This window comes from Kitasatospora sp. Ki12, assembly GCF_054601375.1.
In genome coordinates this window covers 2,876,661-2,898,916 of the sequence record NZ_BAAIHT010000001.1, presented here as the reverse complement: position 1 = coordinate 2,898,916, position 22,256 = coordinate 2,876,661, and the positions used below count along the sequence as shown (strand labels likewise).

Genomic DNA, 22,256 nt, shown 5'->3' with positions numbered 1-22,256 from the left:
GCGCGGGCCCCAGTTCTCGGTGGACACAGCCGGTGAACGGCAACCGGATGGCGCACCACACTAACGGCTCCCGGTGGACGGTTCGTCCGGGAGCCGGTGCGGGGACGGTGAAGGCGGGGGCCGGGCGGCGGCGGGAGCGGGGGCCGGGAGAGGGCCGGGAGGGGACGGCGGCGGGGCTACCGGGAGCCGGTGGGACCGGGCCGGGAACACGAAAGCGCCCCACCACCGCGGTGAGGCGCCCGTACGGCTGTGCGGTTGTCCGTCGTTGTCGAGGGATCAGCGGGAGCCGGGGCCCGCCCGCTCAGACCGCGCTCTTCTTGAGCCGCCGGCGCTCGCGCTCGGAGAGGCCGCCCCAGATGCCGAACCGCTCGTCATTGGCGAGGGCGTACTCCAGGCACTCGGACCGGACCTCGCAGGCGAGGCAGACCTTCTTGGCCTCGCGGGTTGAGCCGCCCTTCTCGGGGAAGAAGGACTCCGGGTCGGTCTGGGCGCACAACGCGCGCTCCTGCCAACCGAGTTCCTCTTCCTCCTCCGCGATGCCGTCCCCGATCAACAGCTCAAAGAGCTCGCTCATGTGGCGCGCCTCCTCTGCCCCTACTTGGCGTCCCCGTGGTTGCCGTTGCCTCGTGCGGCTGACGACACGAGTGAAATTACAGTTGCGTCACTCTGGCTCAGTCAAGCCGAGCTCTGGTATTGGAGCCAGGATTCACTCCCCGGCACCAAGCCGTTACGAATAGTGTACATATTCGGACACAACGGACCTTCTGCTTCAAGGTCCTGAACAGCGCCGAACCGTCCGCAACCATTCGCCAGGTGACGCCCGGTCACCACCACAGGCCGGTCATCGGCCTGCCTTCCCGGCGATCTTCCCATCGAAACATAGACAGTGATGAATCACCCCATCAGGGCAAGATCCGGATCGAACCCACTCGAATGCCGCATCGATCGGTTTGACACCGGCCCTGCGGATGCGGTGTCCTTTTCCCTATGTCAGAGTTCGCCAGCCCCCGGAGCGGTTCCACGCTTCGCCGTGCCGTGAACTCTTGTTGTCGCCTCTGTTCCTGCTGTATCTAGGCGCCCGCGTCCCACCGCGCGCCGCCCCCAGGAAGCACAGAGGCCGCCCGCGATTCCCGCCCCAGGACATCCCGGACCCGGCTGATCCCGACGAATCCAGCCGACTCCTCCGAGGACGACTCCCGTGCGCATGATCCGCATCCGCAGGCGGAACCGCGACCGCAACAAGCTCGCCCGCCTTGGCCTCTCCCCCGCCCGCACCGGCCGCCCCGCCGACGGACGCCGCTGGGCGGACGGCCTCAGCGACGTCTCCATCGCCGGCGACCCGCTCGCCTTCCCCCACCTCGCCCGCACCGACCTGCCGGCCCACCCCACCACCGTGGCCGAGTACGCCAGGCTGGTCCGCGAGATCGCCGCCGACCGCGCCCGCTGGGAGCCGCTGGTCCGCTACGACGCGCTGACCCGCTGGTACGCCCGGCTGGAGACCGGCCCCGGCTACGAGGTCTGGCTGCTCAGCTGGCTGCCCGGCCAGAGCAGCGGCTTCCACGACCACGGCGAGTCCTCCGGCGTGATGACCGTCGTCCGGGGCGAGCTCATCGAGCGCTCCCTCACGCACGCCGGCGAGGGCGCCCGCACGCTCAGGCCCGGCGGCCACCGGGTCTTCTCCTCCGGCTACCTGCACGAGGTGGTCAACGGCGCCCTCGAACCCGCCGTCTCCATCCACCTCTACACCCCGGGCCTCACCGAGATGAACCAGTACGGCACCCACGCCGTCCCCGAGCAGCACCCGGAGCCGCTGCGGGCGCCGTCCGAGAGCCACTGAGCCCGCGCTGACGGAGGGTCGGGCCGTGGCAGGATGACCCCATGCGCATCGTGGCACTGGCAGGCGGGATCGGCGGGGCGCGCTTCCTGCGCGGACTCCTCGCGGCGGTCGGACCGCAGGACGAGATCACCGTCATCGGAAACACCGGCGACGACATCCACCTCTACGGGCTCAAGGTCTGCCCCGACCTCGACACCGTGATGTACACCCTCGGCGGCGGCATCCACGAGGAACAGGGCTGGGGCCGGACCGACGAGACCTGGTCGATCAAGGCCGAGATGAAGGAGTACGGCGTCGGCCCCGAGTGGTTCGGGCTCGGCGACCGGGACTTCGCCACCCACCTCGTCCGCAGCCAGATGCTCACCGCCGGGTACAGCCTCAGTCAGGTCACCGAGGCGCTCTGCGTGCGCTGGAAGCCCGGCGTGCGGCTGCTGCCGATGAGCGACGACCGGGTCGAGACCCATGTGCGGATCACCGACGAGCAGGGCACCCGGGCCGTCCACTTCCAGGAGTACTGGGTCCGGCTGCACGCCGCCGTGGACGCCGAGGCGATCGTCCCGGTCGGCGCCGACACCGCCAAGCCCGCACCCGGCGTGCTGGAGGCGATCGCCGCCGCCGACGTCATCCTCTTCCCGCCGTCCAACCCGGTCGTCTCGATCGGCACCATCCTCGCCGTCCCCGGCATCCGGGAGGCCGTCGCCGCCGCCCCGGCGCCGGTCGTCGGCCTCTCCCCGATCATCGGCGGGGCGCCGGTGCGCGGCATGGCCGACAAGGTGCTCGCCGCCGTCGGCGTCGAGGCCACCGCGGAGGCCGTCGCGCTGAACTACGGCTCCGCGCTGATCGACGGCTGGCTGGTCGACACCGCCGACGAGGCCTCGGTGGCCGCGGTCGAGGAGGCCGGGATCGCCTGCCGGGCCGTCCCGCTGCTGATGACCGACGTCGAGGCCACCGCCGAGATGGCCCGGGCCGCGCTGGCGCTGGCCGAGCAGGTCCGCCGGTGACGCTGGAGATCCTGGGCGTCGACGGCATCCCCGAGGTCGACGCGGGGGCCGACCTCGGCGCCCTGATCGCCAAGGCCGGGACCTTCGAGGACGGCGACATCCTGCTCGTCACCTCGAAGATCGTCAGCAAGGCCGAGGGCCGGCTGCTGCACGCCGCCGACCGCGAGGCCGCGATAGACGCCGAGACCGTCCGGGTCGTCGCCCGGCGCGGACCGGTCCGGATCGTCGAGAACCGCAACGGCTTCGTCATGGCCGCCGCCGGGGTCGACGCCTCCAACACCGCCCCCGGCACCGTGCTGCTGCTCCCCGAGGACCCGGACGCCTCGGCCCGCGCCCTGCGGGCCCGGCTGCAGGGACTCACCGGCCGCCGGCTCGCGGTCGTCGTCACCGACACCTTCGGACGGCCCTGGCGCAACGGGCTCACCGACGTCGCGATCGGCGCCGCCGGGCTCTCCGCCCTGGAGGACCACCGGGGCCGCGTCGACAGCCACGGCAACGAGCTGGCGATGACCGTCACCGCGACCGCCGACGAGCTCGCCGCCGCCGCCGACCTGGTCAAGGGCAAGGCCACCGGCGTCCCGGTGGCGGTCGTGCGCGGGCTCGGGCACCTGGTCACCGCCGAGGACGGCGCCGGCGCCCGGCCGCTGGTCCGGCCCGCCGCGGACGACATGTTCCGCATCGGCACCTCCGAAGCCCTGCGGGAGGCCGTCACCCTGCGGCGCACCGTCCGCTCCTTCACCGCCGAACCGGTCGACCCGGCCGCCGTCCGCCGCGCCGTCGCGGCCGCCGTCACCGCGCCCGCCCCGCACCACACCACCCCGTGGCGGTTCGTGCTGCTGGAGTCGCCCGACACCCGCACCCGGCTGCTCGACGCGATGCTCGCCGCCTGGCAGCGGGACCTGCGCGAACTCGACGGCTGGGACGAGGCCAGGATCGCCCGCCGCACCGCCCGCGGCGACGTCCTGCGCGACGCGCCGTACCTGGTGGTGCCCTGCCTGGTGACCGACGGCTCGCACGACTACCCCGACGCCCGGCGCGCCGCCGCCGAACGGGAGATGTTCACCGTCGCCGCCGGCGCCGCCGTGCAGAACCTGCTGGTCGCCCTCACCGGCGAGGGCTACGGCTCCGCCTGGGTCTCCTCCACCATGTTCTGCCGCGACACCGTCCGGGCCGCCCTCGACCTGCCGGACGGCTGGGACCCGATGGGCGCCGTCGCGGTCGGCCGCCCGGCCGAACCCCCGCGCGACCGCCCGGCCCGCGCCGCCGACACCTTCATCGAGGTGCGGTAGCCGCTGCCCCGGGCCCGCACCGCCGCTGCTCAGCGGCGGCGGTGGTCGTTGGGCGTGAGGCGGGGGCCGTAGCGGGGGGCGTGGACGGCGGTGGCCGCCAGCAGGCGGCAGACGCGGTGGCGGTGCGGACGGTAGGGCTCCAGCAGGGCGAGCATCTGGGCGTCGTCGCTGCGGGGGCGGCCGGCCAACGCCCAGCCGACCAGGTTGGGCAGGTGGAAGTCGCCGACCGAGACCGCGTCCGGGTCCCCGTTGCTGCGCTGCAGGGTCTCGGCCGCCGTCCAGACGCCGATGCCCGGGACGGCGGTGAGGCGGGCGAAGGCCTCCTCGTGACCCATCGCGGACGCCTCCTCCAACCGGGGCGCCAGCCGGACCGCGCGCATCACCGTCGCGGACCGCTTCGGGTCCACGCCCGCCCGGTGCCACTCCCAACTCGGGATCAGCGCCCACTCCCGGGCCGACGGCGGCACCCGCATCCCCTCGGCCGGGCCCGGCGCCGGGGTGCCGAAGTCCCGCAGCAGGGTGCGCCAGGCACGGTAGGCCTCGTCGGTGGTGACCTTCTGCTCCAGGACCGCCGGGACCAGCGACTCCAGCACCAGGCCGGTGCGGGTCAGCCGCACCCCGGCGGTACGGCGCTGGGCGTCCCGCAGCGGACCGGGCGGCAGCACCAGCGCCTCCGGTTCGTCCTGCGCGCCCAGCAGGACGGGGAGCCGGTTCAGCAGCCACTCCGCGCCCGGGCCCCAGGCGGTCGCCTCGACCTCGCCCGCGGCGGGGCGCGCCAGCACCCGCAGGGTGCCGATGCCCCCCGGGGTGCGGGAGGCGCGCCAGACGGCGCCGTCGCCGGTGGTGCGGTACGACGGGTCGGCGGGGCCGCGGCGCAGCGGCAGCAGGGTCCGGGCCGCGTCCAGCGGGAAGCCCGGCCGCCAGCGCCGCGCCGAGCCGCCGCCCGTACCGTCCGCCCCGCCCGTCACTGCCGTCGCCTCCTTCGCCGCCGTCGCCGACCATGGGGATATGAACGATACGCGGCTGCCGGAGCTGCCCTCCGGGGACGAGATCGCGGTGCGGGGGCTGTACCGCCGGATGCTGGACGGGTGGAACCGGCGGGACGGCGCGGCCTTCGCCGGGCCGTTCGCGGAGGACGGCGAGGTGATCGGCTACGACGGGAGCGGGCACCGGGGCCGGTCGGCGATCGCCGCCGAGCTGGGGCGGGTCTTCGCGGACCACCCGACGCCCCGTTACGTGGCGGCCGTCCGCCGGGTGCGGGCGCTGGGGGCGGGGGTGGCGCAGTTGGAGGCCGTCGTGGGCATGGTGCCGGCCGGCGCGCGGGAGCTCGACCCGGGGCTCAACGCGGTGCAGACGGTGATCGCGGTGAACGCGGGGGCGGGGTGGCGGATCGCGCTGCTGCAGAACACCCCGGCGCGGTACGACCTCCGGCCGGACCTGGGGACGGTGCTGACGGAGGAGCTGCGGGAGCTGGTACGGCGGTGGGGCGCCGTGGAGAGCGCCGGCTGAGCGCCGGGGCCGGCACGTTCCCCGCGCCCCCGGACGGGGCGCGGGGAGGGGAGCCCGGGAGCGCCGCGGTCAGGGCGTCGGCGGGACCGGCGGGGTCTGCAGCCGGGCCGCGGCCGTGCGCAGGGCGGGGAGCCGGTCGTACAGGGCGTTGCCGGGGCATTCGGTGTTGAAGGCGTCGCGGTGCCCGGAGACGGCGTCGAAGTCGACGACGGTGCCCTTGGGGTAGCGGCTGGCGTCGGAGGTCGAGGTGAGCGGGGTGCGGCCCTCGGCGGGTTGGCCGGTGAGGCCGAGCTTCCAGGCGGCGACGGCGGCGAGGCCGTCGAGGAGGGGCTGGGGCGGCTGGTCGCCGACGTAGGTGCCGATCGCGGCGACGCCGGAGGAGTCGGTGTTGAAGCCGAGGGTGTGGGCGCCGTGGACGGGCAGCTCGACCCCGCCGGCGCGGCCCTCGTAGACCGTGCCGCAGCGGTCGACCAGGAAGTTGTAGCCGATGTCCCGCCAGCCGCTGGTCTTGACGTGGTACTGGTAGATCGCCCGGATCACCCGGGGGGCGTCGCCGCAGGCGTAGTCGGTCGCGGTGGCGGTGTGGTGGACGAAGACCTCGCGGACCGGGCCGGTGTACTCGAAGGCCTGGTCGCGCAGCGACTCGTCGGCGCCCCAGCCGGCCCGGGTGACGATGGCCGGACGCGGGACCTGGCCGGCGTCGGCGGGCCGGGCGGGCTCGGCGGGCAGGGTCCGGGCGGCCGCCGCGGCAGTGCCCCGGCCGGGGTCGACCAGTTCGAGGCGCAGACCGGGCGGCGGTCCGCCGGGGCCGGGCCGGACGTCGACCTCGACGCCGTCGCTGCGGCCGGTCCACAGGGGAGCGGTGGCTCCGTGCGGCGCGTGGTCCGGGCCATCCTCGGCGTCGGTCTCCAGCGGGTGCCAGCCGCCCCATTCCCCGCTCTCCGCGTCCCGGGTGCGGACCCGGATCCCGGTGCCGGCCAGCGCGTCCGGCGGGCCGTCCCAGCCGACCCCGAGGAGTTCGAACGGCGGGGTGTCGCGCGCGGCGAGGCCGTGGCCGGCGGGGAGCGGGATCGAGGTGGTCGAGGCGCCGGCGGCGAAGTCGCGGCGCCGGGGGCCCGAGGGGTCGGCGGAGGCGGCGGAGGCGGGCTGGAGGAGCAGGGCGGCGGTGCAGCCGGCGAGCAGAGCGGCCGGCAGTGCGAGGTGCGCGGCCTTGGTCGAGAGAGGCATAAACCGGATCGTCGCCGCAAAACGGACCACTCGCCACGCCGCCCCGCGGCCGTTCGGCCACCCCTCCCGGCCTGCCACTCGAAGGCCTTAGGCTGGGGCGCACCATGACTGCGCCTTTCGCTGCCGATGCCCGCACCCCCGTCGAGCTGCTGCACGCATTCCTGCGCGGCGGCACCCCTTCGGTCGATCCCGCGGCCCCGCTGGTCACCTTCTACGACGACGCCACCGGCGAACGGGTGGAGCTGTCCGCCCGGACCTTCGACAACTGGGTGGCCAAGACCGCCAACCTCCTCCAGGACGAGCTGAACGCCGGCCCGGACGACCGGGCCGCGCTGCTGCTGCCCGCCCACTGGCAGAGCGCCGTCTGGCTGCTCGCCTGCTGGTCGGTCGGGGTGACGGCGGCGCCCGCCGGGGACCCGTCCACCGCCGACCTGGTGGTCAGCGGCCCGGACGGGCTGGAGGCCGCCCACGCCTGCGAGGGCGAGCGGGTCGCGCTCGCCCTGCGCCCGCTCGGCGGCCGCTTCCCGCAGCGCCCGGACGGCTTCCTGGACTACGCCGCCGAGGTGCCCGGCCAGGGCGACCGCTTCGCGCCGTACTCCCCCGTCGCCCCCGAGGGGCAGGCGCTGGAGACCGCGGTGGACGGGCTGCCGCTGAAGCTGACGGGCGAGCAGACCGTCGCGCTGGCCCGGGAGGGCGCCGAGCGCCTCGGCCTGAAGCCCGGGGACCGCGTGCTGTCCACCCTCTCGTACGACGACTGGACGGGCCTGGAGGCCGGCCTGCTGGCGCCGCTGGCGGCCGGTGCCTCGGTGGTGCTCTGCCGCAACTCGGGGTCGCTCAGCGCCGAGCAGTGGGAGAAGCGGATCGAATCCGAACGGGTGACACTGCGCCTCGGGTGACCCCCGGGCCCGGCCCCGGCGGGTAGGGATTCCCGCCATGGCCGAGGACGACACCGAACACCCCCCGACCGACACTCCCCCGACGGACGCCCCCGAGGGCCGGACCGGACGCCCGCGCAAGCGCCGGCGGTGGCTGATGATCACCGCCGGCGCCGTCGCGTTCCTGCTGGTCGCCTGCGGGGTGCTGCTCTGGATCGCCTACCGCAAGCTGGACGGCAACATCCGGACCGACTCGGCCACCGACCGGCTGCTCGCCAAGCTGGAGGCCGAGCGGCCGAGCCGCAGCGCCGGCGCGCGCGGCGCGGAGAACCTCCTGCTGATCGGCAGCGACGACCGCTCCGGCGCGAACGGCTCCTACGGCGCCGACGCGGGCACCCAGCGCTCGGACACCACGATCCTGCTGCACCTGTCGGCCGACCGCCGGCACGCGACGGCGGTCTCCGTCCCGCGCGACGTCATGGTCTCCGTCCCCGCCTGCGAGAAGCCGGACGGCACCCGCAGCAGGCCGGCCCTGATGCAGTTCAACTGGGCGTTCGAGACGGGCGGCCCGGCCTGCTCGATCCGCACCGTCGAGCAGCTGAGCGGGATCCGGATCGACCACTACGTGATCCTCGACTTCAGCGGGTTCAAGACGATCGTGGACGCCATCGGCGGGGTCGACGTGTGCGTGCCGCAGCCGATCCACGACAAGGACGCCAAGCTCGACCTGCCCGCCGGCCGGCAGACCCTGCACGGCGAGCAGGCGCTCGGCTACGTCCGGGCCCGGGAGTCCCTGGGGGACGGCAGCGACACCCAGCGGATGGGCCGTCAGCAGCAGTTCCTCGCCTCGCTGATCCGCAAGGTGGAGTCGCAGGGGGTGCTGCTGAACCCGGCCCGGCTCTGGCCGGTGCTGGACGCGGCGACCTCCTCCGTCCGGGCGGACGGCGGGCTGTCCTCGCTCGGGGCGCTGTACGACCTCACCCAGGACCTGCGCTCCGTCCCCACCGCGAACGTCGTCTTCCTGACCGCGCCGCGCCGCCCGTACCGCTACGACTCGGACCGGGACGAGTTCGTGCAGCCGCAGACCGGGCAGCTGTTCGCGGCGCTGCGGGACGACGGGTCGGTCGCCGTGCGGCCGCCCGGGCCGACGCCGTCGGCGGGCGCGGACCCGGGCGCCGGGGCCAGCCCGGGTGCGGGGCCGGGCGCGGACTCCGCCGGGGCGGCGTTCGCGGCGGCGTCACCCTCGGCGGGTGCCTCACCCACGTTCGAGGGACGCACCGCCGACGTGGACGCCTGCGCCCAGCACTGAGCCGAGCGACGGGCGCGGCCGCGCCGCAGGTCGGCGCGGGTGTTCCGGCAATTGCTCGGCGATTAACGGAATTTACCCCTTCTTTGTTCAAACATGATGCAGATCACAGCGGGGACGTTTCCTTCATTTCACTCGTCTAATGTGTCCGGATCGGCTTGTCGGAATGGCGGGCCGCGGCAGTGACCGGTCGAACGTAGGGAACCCCCGTGCACGAGGAGCAACCGGAAAGCGGCCGGTACCGGGTGGACCCGGCTCCCGGTGTCCCCCGGCAGCGCCGCCGCCGGGCCGCCGAAGCGCCCGAGGCTCCGGCCGGGGAGGGCCGCCGGGACAGCCGGCGGCGGGCGGCCGCCGCCGCCAAGCGGACCCGGCGCCGGCGGGTGCTCAAGTGGACGGCCGGGACCGGCGCCCTGGTGCTGGTCGCGGGCTGCGGCGGGGCGTACTACCTGTACCGGCACTTCAACGACAACCTGACCTCGGTCAAGGTCGAGCTGGGCGACGAGGCGGAGCGGCCCAAGGCCGCCGGTGAGGCGCTGAACATCCTGGTGATCGGCACCGACAGCCGGGAGGGCCTCGGGCGCGAGTACGGCGACGAGGGCAGCGCCGGGCACGCCGACACCACGCTGCTGTTCCACATCTCCAAGGACCGCTCCAACGCGACGGTGATCAGCCTCCCGCGCGACCTGATGGTGCCGATCCCGGAGTGCCAGAACGCCCAGGGGAAGAAGATCCCGGGCTCGCCGCGGGACGAGTTCAACATCAGCCTCGGCCAGGGCGGACGGGACGCGGGCTGCACCTGGAAGACCGTCGAGAAGAACACCGGGATCCGGGTCGACCACTTCGTGCAGGTCAACTTCCAGGCGGTGAAGACCCTCTCCACCGCCGTCGGCGGGGTCGAGGTCTGCGCGGCCAAGGACATCAACGACTCGGACTCCCACCTGAAGATGACCAAGGGCCGGCACGTGGTCCAGGGCGAGGAGGCGCTGGCCTTCGTCCGCACCCGGCACGCGGTGGGCTTCGGCGGCGACCTCAGCCGGATCCCGCTGCAACAGCAGTTCATCAGCTCGATGATCCGCAAGATCAAGAGCGACGACACCCTGACCAGCCCGACCAAGCTCTTCAAGCTCGCGGACGCCGCCACCAAGGCGCTCACCGTGGACTCCGGCATCGGCAGCGTGGACAAGCTCAAGGACCTCGCGCTGGACATCAGCAAGGTCGACACCAAGAACATCACCTTCGCCACCGTTCCCGTCCTGGAGGACCCCCAGAACAAGAACCGGGTGATCTTCAAGCAGCCGGACGCCAAGCAGCTGTTCGCGATGGTCGCCGGCGACCGCTCGCTGACCGAGACCGCTACCCCGCCCCCGGCCGCGGACCCGGCCGCCACCCCGGCCGCCACCACCCCGGCCGCCGCCCCCGCGGTGGACACCAAGGACGTCCAGCTGACGGTGCGCAACGGCAGCGGCAAGCGCGGACAGTCCGGGCCGACCGTCGACAAGCTCCAGGCGAAGGGCTTCGCCAAGGCCGCGGTCGGCAGCGACGCGCCCGTCACCGCGACCACCACGGTCACCTACCAGGCCGGCCAGGAGGCCGCGGCCAACGCCCTGGCCGCCGCCCTCGGGCTGCCGGGCGACGCCGTGAAGCCGGCCGCGAAGGCGGACCCGAAGGCCGGGCTGCTGCTGGTGCTCGGCAAGGACGCCCTGACCGCGCCGGCCGCCCCGGCGGCGGTGCCGACCGAGGCGCCCGAGGACCTCCAGCGGGTGCAGGCCGACGACACCGACGCCTGCGCCAAGTAGCCGGACGCCGAGCAGCCGGGACGCCACAGAGCCGGGACGCCGAGTGGCTACTCCGGCAGGAGGGTTCCGTCCGCCTCGCGGTAGCGCTCGCCGGTCCGGGGGCACCGCCAGCGGCCGTCCCCCTCGTCCCGCAGCGGCTCGCCGGCGCGGCCGACCCAGCCGATCCGGCGGGCCGGGACACCGGCGACCAGGGCGAAGTCCGGCACGTCCCGGTGCACCACGGCACCGGCCGCGACCAGGGCCCAGCGGCCGACCGTCACTCCGGCGACCAGCACCGCGCGGCCGCCGATCGAGCAGCCCTGACGGAGCGTCACCCCGTCGGCGTGCCAGTCGGGTTGGCCCTTCGGCCGGCCGTCCGGGGTGACCGCGCGCGGGTAGCGGTCATTGGTGAGGACGGCGGCCGGGCCGACGAACACCCCGTCCTCGAGCACAGCCGGTTCGTAGACCAGCGCGTGGTTCTGCAGCTTGACCCGGTCCCCGATCCGCACGCCCGGCCCGACGTACGCGCCGCGGCCGATCACGCAGTCCGCGCCGACCACCGCGTCCTCGCGGACCTGGGCGAGGTGCCAGACCGTCGTCCCGGCGCCGATGGCGGCCCGTTCGTCGACGTCCGCGCTCGGCTCGATCCTCGCCGCACCCTCAACCGTCCCCATGCGGAGCGACGATAGCGGGTGCGGCGGGGCGTCAGCCGGTCTTGGAGAGCACGTCCTCGGCGGTCGGACGGACGCTGGCGATCACCCGGCGGGCCAGCGAGCGCGGCGAGGTGAGGAAGCCGAAGCCCCAGCTGAGGTGCATGGTCGCGAAGGCCACCGGCAGCAGCGTCCGCGCCTTGAACGACAGGCCGCGGCCCTCCGTCACGGCGCCGCCGACGATGCCGGCCAGGTACGCGCCGGGCACCGCCAGGAAGGCCGGGTGGACGGCGGCGCCGAGCACCAGCCCGAGGGTGACCGCCAGCAGCGCGGCCGGCGGGGCGAGGTAGCGCAGGTTGACCGAGCCCCGGTGGTAGCGGGTGACCACCCGGCGCCAGCGGCCGTAGTCCTTGTACTGCTTGGCCAGCGCCCACACCGAGGGCCGGGGCCGGTACGTCACCCTGAGCTGCGGGGTGAACCAGACCAGGCCGCCGTCCTGGCGGATCCGGTAGTTCAGCTCCCAGTCCTGGGCGCGGATGAACTCCTCGTTGTACCCGCCGAGCTTCTCCAGCACCTCGCGCCGGAACACGCCCAGGTAGACGGTGTCCGCCGGGCCGGCCAGGCCGCCGGTGTGGAAGGCCGCGTTGCCGACGCCGAGCTTGGAGGTCATCGCGGCGGCGACCGCGTTCTCCCACTCGGTCTCGCCCTCGGCGTGCATGATGCCGCCGACGTTGGCCGCGTCCATCTCGCCGAGCAGCCGGACCGCGGTCGCGACGTAGCCGGGGGTGAGCAGCCCGTGGCCGTCCACGCGCACCACTATCGGGTGGCGGGAGCCGCGGATCGCGGCGTTCAGTCCGGCGGGTGTCCGACCGGTGGGGTTCGCGACCGTCCGCACCCGCGGATCCTCGGCCACCAGCTCGGCGGCGATCTCGTCGGTGCGGTCGCTGGACGGACCGAGGGCGATCACCACCTCCATCGGCCCCGGGTACTCCTGGTCCAGGATGCGCCGGACGGCCGTGCGCAGGTGACGTTCCTCGTTGAGCACCGGCATGATCACGGAAACAGCCGGCAGCTCCTCAGCAGCCTTGGTGTTCATCGGGGCCAACCGTACCGGTGCGGACGCGTCGCCGTCTCGTCCCGGTTCGGGCGAGAGTGGGCACCCGGCGGCGCCACGGCGGCACTGTGATCAAGAACACTGCGCTCCCCGTGGGCGGGCCGCCCCGGCCCGGGTGGGTCCGGTGTGGATCGGGTGCCGATTCAGAGTGCGTAGTGGGCCACGGTGAACACCGCGTAGCCGGCCAGCGCGAGCCGGTTCACCAGGTGCTGCGGGCCGCCCAGCCGGTCCGGGAGGGCCCGGTCCGGGCGCAGGTCCGGGCGGTGCGCGGCGGTGGCCACCGTCCGGGCCAGCGCCACCGGGTCGTACCGGTCGCCGAAGTGGCCGGCCAGCCAGACCGCCGGGCGGCTGGCGAAGGAGAACTCCCCGCCGCCGCGCAGCCGGATGGTGAGCAGGTTGCGGTGCACCGCGGCCGCGCTGATCTCCGCCCAGCGGAAGCTGCGGGTGCGCAGCGCGGTGGCCACCCGCAGGCCGTCGCGGTCGGCCACCACCTGCCAGGAGAGCGTCTGGGCGCAGGCGATGATCGCCGTCGAGCCGATCCAGAGCGGGCGCAACAGGTTCTCCCACCAGCCGTCGTCGTCGAGCAGCACGACGGCCGCGGCGACCACCAGCGCCGCCAGCGGGCCGGCCGCCGCGCGCAGCGGCGTCGGCATCTCCCAGCGGCGGGCGGCCACCGGCTCGGTGCCCGGCCCGGCCTCGGGGGCGGCGGCCAGGGTCTCGGCGGTCAGGACGGCGACGGCGAGTTCGCGCTCGCGGTAGTGCTCGGTGCGGCGGCTGAGCCGCGGGGCCCGGGCGGCGGGCGCGACCACGGCCGCCACCCAGAGCGGGTCGCCGTCCAGCAGGCCGGGGCGGACGAGGACCTGGTGGTCGTCGCCGTCGGGGCCGCGGTAGAGCACGGCGGGCACGCTGCGGCCGGCGTGGGCCAGCCAGGCGACGGCCTCGTCGGGGGTGGCCCGGTCGAGCAGTTCCTCGTGCTCCTCGTACTCCTCGTACTCCTCGTACTCCTCGTACTCCTCGTCCGAGTCTTCGGGGTCGAGGTGGACCGGCGGGTCCGGGTAGTCGGCTTCGTCGCACTCGATCCTCAGGTGCTCGGGCACCCAGGCCGGGCCCTCCCCGTCCGGGGCGCCGTACCGGGCCCAGCGGTAGCGGTCGCGCTCGACCAGGCGCCAGAGCCCGGGGCCGTCCGGCGGGCCGTCCAGCGGCTGGACCAGCAGGTCGCCGCGGGCGTCGGCGCGGACCCGGACGGCGAGCGCGGGGGCGGAGCCCTCGAAGGCCGGCCGCCCGCGGCGGGCGGTGGCGACGGCGGCCGAGCCGAGCAGCACCAGGCCGGGCAGGGCGATCAGGCCGCCGGCGCTCAGCTGGCCGGAGAGGTCGTAGTCGTCGCCCAGGGCGTGCGCGGAGTCGCCGTCCACCAGCAGCGGGACGGGCTCGCCGGGCTGCGGCCGCCGCTGCCACCAGACGTCCAGGGCGGCGGTGCGCTCGGGGCCGCCGCCGGGCGGCTGGAAGCGGACGGTCAGCACCCCGTCCCGGTCGGTCGTGCCGGCGGTGCCGGTGACCCGGACGGCCCGCTCGTCGGCGGCGTCCGCCCGGGCCTGTGCCCAGAGCCCGTACAGCGGGAAGGCCGCGGCGACGAGGAGCAGCAGTGCGCCGAGGGCGCGGCGCAGCACCGGCGGGCCGTCCCCCAGGACGGGCGAGGGCGCGCCGGCGGCCGTCCACGGGAAGGGGACGGGCGGGGCCATCAGCTCGTCCAGCTGCTGGCGGGCGCGGCGGCGGCCGGCTTCGGCGCCGAGCAGGACCGCGGCGAGCAGGACGTGGACCAGCACCGCCGACCAGCGGGCGAGCGGGGTGACCAGTCCCTCCGGGAGGTACCAGAGCAGGGCCAGGACGACGGGCGGGACGAGCGCCCGGATCCGGACCCTGGCTGCCAGCAGGACCACCTCGGCCAGCACCGACCAGCCGGCCAGGGCCGAGCCCCAGGTGTCCCGGCAGACGCCCTGGGCGTTGCACCGGGCGGCGCTCGGCTCCACGGCGGTGGCCAGCACCGCGAACGCGACCGGCAGCAGCGCGAGCCAGCGGCCGTCCAGCCGCCAGGCGGTACGGGCGGTGCGCCAGCGGTGGGCGGCCGCGACGGTGAGGGGCGCGGCGCTGGGCAGCGGCGGGGCGTCCGAGGGGAACATCGGACGATCATCTCAGCCGCCCGGGGGCCGGACACGCGTCAGGGGAGGGGCCCCGAACGCCCCCTGCCGTGGGCCCGCCGCCACTCTCGTGGCCGCACGGCGAAAGGGCCGGGCGCTGCGCGCACCCGGCCCTTGTCCCCGTCTCCCGCTCCGGCCCCCCGGCGCCCCCCGGCGCCGGGTCGGTCCGTCGCCGGTCCGTCGTCGGTCAGTCCGTCGCGATGGCGGAGAGGACGTTCATCCGGCCGGCCCGGAAGGCCGGGACGAGGGCCGCGACCAGGCCGATCACCACCGAGGAGACCAGCGTGACGGCGATCGTGACGGTCGGGACGGACAGCGTCCCGAGGCCCTGGTCCCGCAGGACCCGCTGGACGGTGACGCCCCAGGCGAGGCCCAGCCCCGAGCCGAGGACCGCGCCGAACACCGCGATCACCACGGACTCCAGCCGGATCATCCGGCGCAGCTGGCGGCGGGACAGCCCGATCGCCCGCAGCAGACCGATCTCCCGGGTCCGCTCGACCACCGACAGCGCCAGGGTGTTGACCACGCCGAGCACCGCGACCGTGATCGACAGCGCGACCAGCCCGTAGATCAGGTAGAGCAGGGTGTTGATCTGGGACTGCACCAGCTCCTTGTAGCCGGCCTGGTCCTTGACGACCAGCTGCGGGTACTCCTTGAGCCCGTCCTGCAGGGCGGTCAGCGTCCTGGCGACGTCGGTGCCGGCCGAGGCCTTGGCGAAGAAGGTCCACACCGGCGGCTGCTCGGCGGCCGGGACGACCTGGGCCATGGTGTCCATGGCGACGAACGAGCCGTCACCGAACAGCTCCCCCTTGGCGAAGACCGCGCCGACCGGCAGGGTCTGGGTGCGGCCCCTGCCGTAGTCGACGGTCACCCGGTCGCCGACCTTGAGGTTGTGGTCCTTGGCGAAGACCGCGCCGATCCCGAGCGAGCCCTGCTCGATCGACGCCGCCGTGCCGGAGTCGAGGCTCGGGTGGAAGTCGCTGCCGAAGAAGGCCGGCGGCACGGCGGTCAGCTGGTTCTTCGCCGACTGGCCGTCCGGCAGCCCGAGCTTCGCGGGGAAGAACTTCTGGGTGGTGACGTGGTCGATGCCCGGGGTCCGGCGCACGATGTCCAGCATCTCCGGGGTCACCTCGGTGCGGCCGCCCTGGACGATGTAGTCCACGCCCACCGACTTGTCGATCTGCGCGCTGGCCGAGGTGACCGCCGAGGAGCTGAACACCGAGGAGGCGATCACCAGCGCCAGGCCGATCATCAGCGCGGCGGCGGTGGCACCGGTACGGCGCGGGTTGCGCATCGCGTTGCGCTGGGCGAGCTTGCCGGACGGGCCGAACACCGCCGGCAGCACCGCGCCGAGCACCCGGACGACGGCCGAGGCCAGCAGCGGGCCGAGCACCACGAAGCCGACCAGGGTGAGCACCACGCCCAGGCCCAGGTACTGGCCGCCGGTGGCCGCCTTCTCCGACTGCCCGCCGAGCACCAGCAGGGCGCCGCCGCCCGCCGTCAGCAGCAGGCCCACGACCGTACGGACCAGGTTGGCCTTGGCCTCGGCCGGGGTGCCGTGGTCGCGCAGGGCGGCCATCGGCGAGATCCGGCTCGCCCGGCGGGCCGGGACCCAGGCCGCGACCAGGGTGACCACGATGCCGAGCGCGTAGCCGGCGACGAACACGTCCGGCCCGATCTGCAGGTCGGCGGCCTTGAGGTCCATCCCGATCGCGTTCATCAGCTTGATCAGGCCGACCGCGACGCCCAGGCCGGCCGCGACCCCGAGGGTCGAGCCGAGCACGCCCAGGATCAGTGCCTCGACCAGCACCGAGCGGTTGACCTGCCGGCGGCTGCCGCCGATGGCGCGCAGCAGGCCGATCTCCCGGGTGCGCTGGGCGACCAGCATCGAGAAGGTGTTGATGATCAGGAAGCCGCCGACGATCGCCGAGACGAACGCGAAGCCGAGCATCGCGTACTTCATGAAGTCGAGGCCGCTGCCGATCTGCTTGGTGTTCTCCTCCTTCTGCTCGGCCGCGGTCTTGACCTGGTAGCCGCCGCCGACCTTGGCCACCGTGTCGGCCTTCAGCTGGTCGTTGCCGCGACTGCCGTCGCCGAAGGCCTCGACGGAGGTGTAGGCCGCTTCGCCGAGCAGCACCTGCTGGGCGGTCGGGGTGTCCAGGAAGCCGAGGGCCGCGCCCGGGTTGGTGGTGGTGAAGGTGGCGATGCCGGCGATGGTGAAGTCGTGCTTGCCGCCGGAGTTCTCGACCCGGACCTTGTCGCCGAGGCCGAGCTTGGCCTTCTTCGCGGTGTCCGCGTCCAGCACCAGCTCGCCGGCGCCCTGCGGCGCGTGGCCGGAGGTGATGGTGACCGGGGTGCGCGGGGTCTCGGTCCAGTTGCCGAGCATGGTGGGCGCGCCGCTGGTCGGGCCGACCAGCTTGTTGGTGGCCGGGTTGACCAGGGTGGCGTTCTGGACCATGACCTGGCCGACGGCCTGCTTCACGCCGGGCACCGAGGCGACCTGGCCGGCCACCGCGACCGGGACGGTCGGCGGCCTGACGGCGGCCTGCTGCTCCTCGTCCTCGGCCGGTTTGGGCGGCTGGACGGCGACGTCGGAGGCGGTCGCGGCGAAGAGCTTGTCGAAGGTGCTGGTGGCGGTGTTGGAGAACACCAGGGTGCCGGAGACGAAGGCCACCGACAGCACGACGGCGATGAGCGAGAGCGCCATCCGGCCCTTGTGGGCGAAGAAGCTCCGCAGTGAGGTCTTGAGCAGCATGATCGTGTCGTCCCGTCGCTCAGCTGGTGCGCTTGCCGTCGAAACGGCGCATGCGTTCGAGGACGGAGTCGGCGGTGGGCGCGTGCATCTCGTCGACGATCAGGCCGTCGGCGAGGAAGAGCACGCGGTCCGCGTAGCCGGCGGCGACCGGGTCGTGGGTGACCATCACCATGGTCTGGCCCAGCTCGTCCACCGAGCGGCGCAGGAAGGTCAGCACCTCGGCGCCGGCCCGGGAGTCCAGGTTCCCGGTGGGCTCGTCGCCGAAGATGATCTCGGGGCGGGCGGCCAGCGCCCGGGCCACCGCGACGCGCTGCTGCTGGCCGCCGGAGAGCTGGGTCGGGCGGTGCTTGAGCCGGCCGGCCAGGCCGACGGTCTCCACCACCTGGTCCAGCCAGGCCTGGTCGGGCTTGCGGCCCGCGATGTCCATCGGCAGCGTGATGTTCTCCAGCGCGTTCAGCGTCGGCAGCAGGTTGAACGCCTGGAAGATGAAGCCGATCTTGTCGCGGCGCAGTCTGGTCAGCTGCTTGTCCTTGAGGCCGGTGATCTCGGTGTCGCCGATCCAGATCCGTCCGCCGCTGACCGTGTCGAGCCCGGCCAGGCAGTGCATCAGGGTGGACTTGCCGGAGCCCGAGGGGCCCATGATCGCGGTGAACCGGCCGCGCTGGATGTCGACGTCCACCGCGTCGAGCGCGGTGACCTTGGTCTCGCCCGAACCGTACGCCTTGGTGACCTGACGGGCCGAGGCGGCGACGGCGGAGGCTCCGCCGGGAAGCTGGGGGTCGTACACGGCTGCTGTTGCCGTCGTCACTGGAGTCTCCTATGGAAGATGCGCTCACCCGTCGGCCCCCAGCCTCACGGGCCCGCCCGCCTTCGCGACATGGCGCAAGCGGTAGTCCTCGACCGGGAGTTGTCTCCACCCTCCCGGTGGACCTGGCCACCGGACCCGACCTGATCGGGCCGCTTCCTGGCGGGTGGGGATGTGTGAACCACGTTAGGAGTCGACGGCGGGCCGCTCGTCATCCGACGGAATGAAGCGGTTCAACCAAGGTTCTACGGGGTGCGGCGCGCCGCCCCCTAGGGGTCCTCGCGGCCCGTCTCGGGGACGCCCCGTACGGGCCGCGAGGGCGGTGGCGCCGCCGGTCAGCAGCCGGTCAGCGCCGCGGTGGGCAGCCGCTCCAGCGCCGTGGCGAAGCCCTCGACGACCGGGGTCAGCAGGGTCTCGGTCTCGCGCTCCAGCAGGGTCGAGCCGTCCTCCCGGGCGGTGATGTGACGGTCGAGCACGAACCAGCCCTGGGTGATGTGGCCGGCGCCCATCGAGCTGAGCACCGGGCGCAGCGCGTAGTCCACCGCGAGGACGTGGGCGGGCGAGCCGCCGGTGGCCAGCGGCAGGACGGTCTTGCCCGCGAGCGCGTACTGCGGGAGCACGTCCAGCAGGGCCTTCAGCAGGCCCGAGTAGGCGGCCTTGTAGACGGGGGTGCCGATGACGACGCCGTCCGCGCGGGCGAACAGCTCGGTGACGGCAACGATCTCCGGGTGGTCGAAGTCGCCCGACAGCAGCGCGTGCGCGGGCAGTGAACGCGCCTCGAAGGGGACGACGTGGTGGCCGCGGTCCGCCAGCCGCGCGTCGACGTGGCGCAGCAGGCGGGTGGTGCGGGAGGTGGCGGACGGGGAGCCGGAAACGGACAGGACGACGGCCATGGGTTCACCTCTGGCTGGGAGCGGGGCGGCGCTGCGCAGCGGGGGGAGGCGCTGCGGTGGGGTCACCGGAGTGGGGTCCGGTACCGGGGGCGCCACGTCCGTGGACGTTCGGACGGGGTCCGTCTACGGGTGGACGGTGTCCGTGGACGTGCGGACCGGCGGGAATCTGCGGGCGCGCGTCAGCCGCGACAGAGCGAACAGGCCACACCGCGCCGCAGGTCGACGTGCCGCCGACGCGTGAGTGCCCAACGCTGATCCATGCCTCGAATGCAAACACGCGGCGTTCGAGCCGGTCAAGAAACGTTTCAGCCTCTGGAACGCCGGGTGTCCGGACGTTGCGGCGGAACGATCCGGTACGTGCATCAAAACGGCTACAAGAGGCCCGCGGAGCCCCCCGGGGGGAGTCAGCCCGAGCGGGGTCGGGCATCCTCGACGGCATGAACACGTGGCAGGAGGGCCGCCCGGGGGGCGGCGGGAACCCGTACGGCGGCAACGGCGGAGGCGGCGCGGCGGCCGAGCCGCCGCTGCCCGCGTCGCTGAACCCGCGCGGGCCCGGGGCGTCCGCGCCGCGGCCGCCGGAGCAGCCGCCGGGACCGTCCCGGCTCGGCGGCGTCCCCCAGCAGGGGGCCGGCGCGCCCGCCGGCCACCCCGGTGTCCGCCCCGGCGGCCCGGCCGGTCCCGGACGTCCGGGCGGGCCCGGTGGGCCTGGTGGTCCCGGCGGTCCGGGTGGCCCGGGCGGCCCCGGTCCCGGCGGCCCCGGCAGTACCCGGCCGGCCGACGCCCGTCCCACGTGCTGGCCACGTCGACGGATCGTCAAGTGGTCGGTCTTCGGCCTGCTGATCGCCGTCATGGTGACCTCGGTCTCCACCTGGTTCTGGGCGGACTCCAAGCTCAACCACGAGAACGTGCTCGCCGACTACCCGGGCCGCCCGGCCGCGGGCAAGGGCACCAACTGGCTGATCGTCGGCTCCGACAGCCGCCAGGGCTTGAGTGACTCCGAGCAGGACGACCTGCACACCGGGCACGACACCGAGGGCAAGCGCAGCGACTCGATGATGATCCTGCACGTCGGGGACAGCGGGAACACCCTGATGAGCATCCCGCGCGACTCCTGGGTGCCGATCCCCGAGCACCAGGGCGGCAACGGCAAGCCGGTCAAGGGCACCACCGCGAAGATCAACTCGGCCTTCGGCGCGGGCGGCGGACGCCTGCTCGTCCAGACCGTCGAGCTGAACACCGGCATCCGCATCGACCACTACGCCGAGATCGGCTTCGCCGGCTTCGTCGGCATCGTCGACTCGATCGGCGGCGTCGAGATGAAGATCGACCAGCCGGTCAAGGACAAGGACTCCGGCCTCGACCTCCAGGCCGGCGACCAGACCCTCACCGGCAAGCAGGCCCTGGCCTTCGTCCGCCAGCGCCACCAGATGGCCGACCAGGACCTCGGCCGGATGCGCAACCAGCAGAAGTTCCTCGGCGCCCTCGCCCACCAGGCCGCCTCCCCGGGCAACCTGCTCAACCCGTTCACCTTCTACCCGCTGGTCGACTCCGCGCTCGGCACCCTGATCGTCGACGACGACTGCGGCCTCACCGACCTCGGCTCGATGTTCCTCGCCATGAAGGACGTCAACGGCGGCAGCGGCAAGAGCATGACCGTGCCGATCGGCAACCCGGACTTCCGGACCAAGACCGGCGAGTCCGCGGTGCAGTGGGACGCCAACAAGTCCAAGCAGGTCTTCGACGCCTTCAAGAACGACACCGCCGTGCCCGAGTTCAAGTGATCGGTCACTTCCAGTGACGACAGCACCACAATGAGTGGATGTCACTCGTCACCGCACTGATCTACCGCCGTCGCCACCGCCTCCTGGGCCGCCTGGTCCAGGAGGCGCTCGCGTTCTACGGCATGGAGGTGCCGGCCGCCTGCGAGATCGGGCCCGGACTCACCGTCTTCCACCGCGGCTTCGGCACCGTGCTGCACCCGTACACGACGCTCGGCGCCGACGTGACGCTCTACAACGGCGTCACCATCGGCCGGGCCGACCCGTGGGTGCCGCAGGAGCGCAGCGCGATGCGGCGGGTGGTCGTCGAGGACGGCGCGGTGCTGTGCGCGGGCGCCAAGGTGGTGTGCAAGGACGGCGTGCTGACGGTGGGCGCCGGGACGGTCGTCGGGGCCAACGCCGTGCTCACCCGCTCGACCGGGCCCGGGGAGGTCTGGGCCGGCGTGCCGGCGCGCAAGGTGGGCGTACGGGCGGGCGGCTGGGTGCCGTCACCGGTTCCGACTCATCCCGCCTCGGACTGTCCCGCCGCCCCGGACCATCCCGCCTCGGACTATCCCGCCTCGGCCTGACCGGCGTACGGCAGCAGGCCGGTGCCGCACTCCGGGTGGCGGACCAGCCACTCCCCCTCGCCGCCCTCGGCCTCGGTGGCACCCGAGTAGCCGTAGTGGATCGGCTGCCCGTCCCCGCCCAGCCAGCGGGCGTGCGCCAGCTGCACCGACAGCGCGGCCGGGCGGTGCGGCGCGGCCTGCTCCAGGACCAGCTCGTGCTCGGTCTCGCCGGGCCGGAAGACCACCGCCGTCTCCGTGCTCGGGCGGCGGGAGAAGACCCGCGCCCCGTCCGTCCAGTAGGCGGCGACCGTCACGGCGAGCGTGCCATCCAGGCTGCCGGAGTCCGGCCGGACGTACTCCTCGTCGGCGACCCAGCGCGCGTGGTGGCGGACCTCCTCCTCGTCCCGGCACTCGTCCCAGCGCACCCAGTAGCCCGCCACCCGCTTGACGGTCATGGCCTCGCGGACGACCCGGACCGCGAACCGCGCCGGGCCGACCGGGGCCGGCCCGCCCGGGGCCGGCCGGTCGGCGGACGGCCGGCCCGGAGACGGCCGGCCCGAGACCGGTTCGCAGGAGGTCAGGGAGACCACCGTCACCTGCTCGTACGTCACCTCGCCGTCGTCGGCGCCCTGCTCGATCATCGGTGAACCACCTTGCCGGGAAGTCGGGTTCGGCCGCGCCGGGGTCGGCCCCGGTGCG

The 22,256-nt window shown here is 74.2% G+C and carries 19 protein-coding genes; 9 read left to right on the top strand and 10 right to left on the bottom strand.

Going from position 1 to position 22,256, the window contains the following annotated elements; genetic code table 11:
- Positions 1-301: 301 nt before the first annotated feature.
- Positions 302-574 (bottom strand): WhiB family transcriptional regulator, encoded by a 273-nt coding sequence (locus tag ACYP53_RS12815; RefSeq protein ID WP_063349134.1) that lies wholly within the window; start codon positions 572-574, stop codon positions 302-304.
- A 624-nt stretch (positions 575-1,198) separates the two neighbouring features.
- On the opposite strand from ACYP53_RS12815, the gene ACYP53_RS12810 reads away from it, so the two are divergent.
- Genes ACYP53_RS12810 through ACYP53_RS12800 form a run of 3 tightly spaced genes read left to right on the top strand, consistent with a single transcriptional unit; the run spans position 1,199 to position 4,127 of the window.
- Positions 1,199-1,837, top strand: a complete 639-nt coding sequence (locus ACYP53_RS12810; protein WP_229929269.1) for a cysteine dioxygenase — start codon at positions 1,199-1,201, stop codon at positions 1,835-1,837.
- 41 nt (positions 1,838-1,878) lie between these two features.
- Positions 1,879-2,838 (top strand): 2-phospho-L-lactate transferase, encoded by a 960-nt coding sequence (gene cofD, locus ACYP53_RS12805; protein WP_189926192.1) that lies wholly within the window; start codon positions 1,879-1,881, stop codon positions 2,836-2,838.
- Positions 2,835-4,127, top strand: coding sequence for a coenzyme F420-0:L-glutamate ligase (locus tag ACYP53_RS12800; RefSeq protein WP_459647436.1), 1,293 nt, complete (start codon positions 2,835-2,837; stop codon positions 4,125-4,127). Before cofD ends, ACYP53_RS12800 begins: the two co-directional genes overlap by 4 nt.
- A 29-nt stretch (positions 4,128-4,156) precedes the next feature.
- On the opposite strand, the gene ACYP53_RS12795 is transcribed toward ACYP53_RS12800, so the two are convergent.
- Positions 4,157-5,095 (bottom strand): DNA-3-methyladenine glycosylase family protein, encoded by a 939-nt coding sequence (locus ACYP53_RS12795; RefSeq protein WP_459647435.1) that lies wholly within the window; start codon positions 5,093-5,095, stop codon positions 4,157-4,159.
- 40 nt (positions 5,096-5,135) lie between these two features.
- On the opposite strand from ACYP53_RS12795, the gene ACYP53_RS12790 reads away from it, so the two are divergent.
- A complete protein-coding gene (locus ACYP53_RS12790) occupies positions 5,136-5,636 on the top strand; it encodes an SgcJ/EcaC family oxidoreductase (RefSeq protein ID WP_189926186.1) in 501 nt (166 codons plus the stop codon).
- 69 nt (positions 5,637-5,705) lie between these two features.
- Here ACYP53_RS12790 and ACYP53_RS12785 read toward each other — a convergent pair whose 3' ends face one another.
- Entirely contained in the window at positions 5,706-6,863 is a 1,158-nt protein-coding gene (locus tag ACYP53_RS12785; RefSeq protein WP_459647434.1) for a peptidoglycan recognition protein family protein, read from the bottom strand.
- A 104-nt stretch (positions 6,864-6,967) separates the two neighbouring features.
- Here ACYP53_RS12785 and ACYP53_RS12780 point away from each other — a divergent pair, with 104 nt between their 5' ends.
- From ACYP53_RS12780 to ACYP53_RS12770, 3 genes are all read left to right on the top strand, one after another.
- A complete protein-coding gene (locus ACYP53_RS12780) occupies positions 6,968-7,759 on the top strand; it encodes a TIGR03089 family protein (RefSeq protein ID WP_189926176.1) in 792 nt (263 codons plus the stop codon).
- Positions 7,760-7,796: 37 nt separating this feature from the next.
- The gene (locus ACYP53_RS12775) at positions 7,797-9,047 is read left to right on the top strand and encodes an LCP family protein (RefSeq protein ID WP_459647433.1); all 1,251 of its coding nucleotides are present in this window, start codon (positions 7,797-7,799) and stop codon (positions 9,045-9,047) included.
- Positions 9,048-9,253: 206 nt separating this feature from the next.
- Positions 9,254-10,840, top strand: a complete 1,587-nt coding sequence (locus tag ACYP53_RS12770; RefSeq protein WP_459647432.1) for an LCP family protein — start codon at positions 9,254-9,256, stop codon at positions 10,838-10,840.
- Between the two features lie 47 nt (positions 10,841-10,887).
- Here ACYP53_RS12770 and ACYP53_RS12765 read toward each other — a convergent pair whose 3' ends face one another.
- The 6 genes from ACYP53_RS12765 to ssuE form a co-directional block, all read right to left on the bottom strand.
- On the bottom strand, positions 10,888-11,493 hold the full coding sequence (locus ACYP53_RS12765) for an acyltransferase (protein ID WP_189926170.1): 606 nt from the start codon (positions 11,491-11,493) through the stop codon (positions 10,888-10,890).
- A gap of 31 nt (positions 11,494-11,524) precedes the next feature.
- Complete coding sequence (locus tag ACYP53_RS12760) at positions 11,525-12,565, bottom strand: glycosyltransferase family 2 protein (RefSeq protein ID WP_459647431.1); 1,041 nt, start codon at positions 12,563-12,565, stop codon at positions 11,525-11,527.
- Between the two features lie 161 nt (positions 12,566-12,726).
- Positions 12,727-14,760: a hypothetical protein gene (locus ACYP53_RS12755; RefSeq protein WP_459647430.1), complete on the bottom strand. Its 2,034-nt coding sequence runs from the start codon at positions 14,758-14,760 to the stop codon at positions 12,727-12,729.
- A 205-nt stretch (positions 14,761-14,965) separates the two neighbouring features.
- Positions 14,966-17,536, bottom strand: coding sequence for an ABC transporter permease (locus tag ACYP53_RS12750; RefSeq protein WP_189926232.1), 2,571 nt, complete (start codon positions 17,534-17,536; stop codon positions 14,966-14,968).
- A gap of 16 nt (positions 17,537-17,552) precedes the next feature.
- Positions 17,553-18,320, bottom strand: coding sequence for an ABC transporter ATP-binding protein (locus tag ACYP53_RS12745; RefSeq protein ID WP_189926230.1), 768 nt, complete (start codon positions 18,318-18,320; stop codon positions 17,553-17,555).
- 353 nt (positions 18,321-18,673) lie between these two features.
- Positions 18,674-19,231, bottom strand: a complete 558-nt coding sequence (gene ssuE / locus ACYP53_RS12740; protein WP_189926164.1) for an NADPH-dependent FMN reductase — start codon at positions 19,229-19,231, stop codon at positions 18,674-18,676.
- A 437-nt stretch (positions 19,232-19,668) separates the two neighbouring features.
- Between ssuE and ACYP53_RS12735 the strand changes: the two genes are divergently transcribed.
- Both ACYP53_RS12735 and ACYP53_RS12730 read left to right on the top strand, forming a co-directional pair.
- Complete coding sequence (locus ACYP53_RS12735; RefSeq protein ID WP_459647429.1) at positions 19,669-21,012, top strand: LCP family protein; 1,344 nt, start codon at positions 19,669-19,671, stop codon at positions 21,010-21,012.
- A gap of 38 nt (positions 21,013-21,050) precedes the next feature.
- A complete protein-coding gene (locus tag ACYP53_RS12730; RefSeq protein ID WP_189926160.1) occupies positions 21,051-21,578 on the top strand; it encodes an LbetaH domain-containing protein in 528 nt (175 codons plus the stop codon).
- Here the strand turns inward: ACYP53_RS12730 and ACYP53_RS12725 are convergent.
- A complete protein-coding gene (locus tag ACYP53_RS12725; protein WP_459647428.1) occupies positions 21,560-22,198 on the bottom strand; it encodes a hypothetical protein in 639 nt (212 codons plus the stop codon). The two genes, ACYP53_RS12730 and ACYP53_RS12725, sit on opposite strands and share 19 nt — an antisense overlap.
- Positions 22,199-22,256 lie beyond the last annotated feature (58 nt).

What these genes read in the sequence shown, in the direction of transcription:
- ACYP53_RS12725 (WP_459647428.1), bottom strand. Translation starts at nt 22,198, where the DNA reads ATGATCGAGCAGGGCGCCGACGACGGCGAGGTGACGTACGAGCAGGTG.
- ACYP53_RS12735 (WP_459647429.1), top strand. Translation starts at nt 19,669, where the DNA reads ATGAACACGTGGCAGGAGGGCCGCCCGGGGGGCGGCGGGAACCCGTAC.
- ACYP53_RS12730 (WP_189926160.1), top strand. Translation starts at nt 21,051, where the DNA reads ATGTCACTCGTCACCGCACTGATCTACCGCCGTCGCCACCGCCTCCTG.
- ACYP53_RS12765 (WP_189926170.1), bottom strand. Translation starts at nt 11,493, where the DNA reads ATGGGGACGGTTGAGGGTGCGGCGAGGATCGAGCCGAGCGCGGACGTC.
- ACYP53_RS12815 (WP_063349134.1), bottom strand. Translation starts at nt 574, where the DNA reads ATGAGCGAGCTCTTTGAGCTGTTGATCGGGGACGGCATCGCGGAGGAG.
- ACYP53_RS12780 (WP_189926176.1), top strand. Translation starts at nt 6,968, where the DNA reads ATGACTGCGCCTTTCGCTGCCGATGCCCGCACCCCCGTCGAGCTGCTG.
- cofD (WP_189926192.1), top strand. Translation starts at nt 1,879, where the DNA reads ATGCGCATCGTGGCACTGGCAGGCGGGATCGGCGGGGCGCGCTTCCTG.
- ACYP53_RS12755 (WP_459647430.1), bottom strand. Translation starts at nt 14,760, where the DNA reads ATGTTCCCCTCGGACGCCCCGCCGCTGCCCAGCGCCGCGCCCCTCACC.
- ACYP53_RS12775 (WP_459647433.1), top strand. Translation starts at nt 7,797, where the DNA reads ATGGCCGAGGACGACACCGAACACCCCCCGACCGACACTCCCCCGACG.
- ACYP53_RS12785 (WP_459647434.1), bottom strand. Translation starts at nt 6,863, where the DNA reads ATGCCTCTCTCGACCAAGGCCGCGCACCTCGCACTGCCGGCCGCTCTG.
- ACYP53_RS12790 (WP_189926186.1), top strand. Translation starts at nt 5,136, where the DNA reads ATGAACGATACGCGGCTGCCGGAGCTGCCCTCCGGGGACGAGATCGCG.
- ssuE (WP_189926164.1), bottom strand. Translation starts at nt 19,231, where the DNA reads ATGGCCGTCGTCCTGTCCGTTTCCGGCTCCCCGTCCGCCACCTCCCGC.
- ACYP53_RS12760 (WP_459647431.1), bottom strand. Translation starts at nt 12,565, where the DNA reads ATGAACACCAAGGCTGCTGAGGAGCTGCCGGCTGTTTCCGTGATCATG.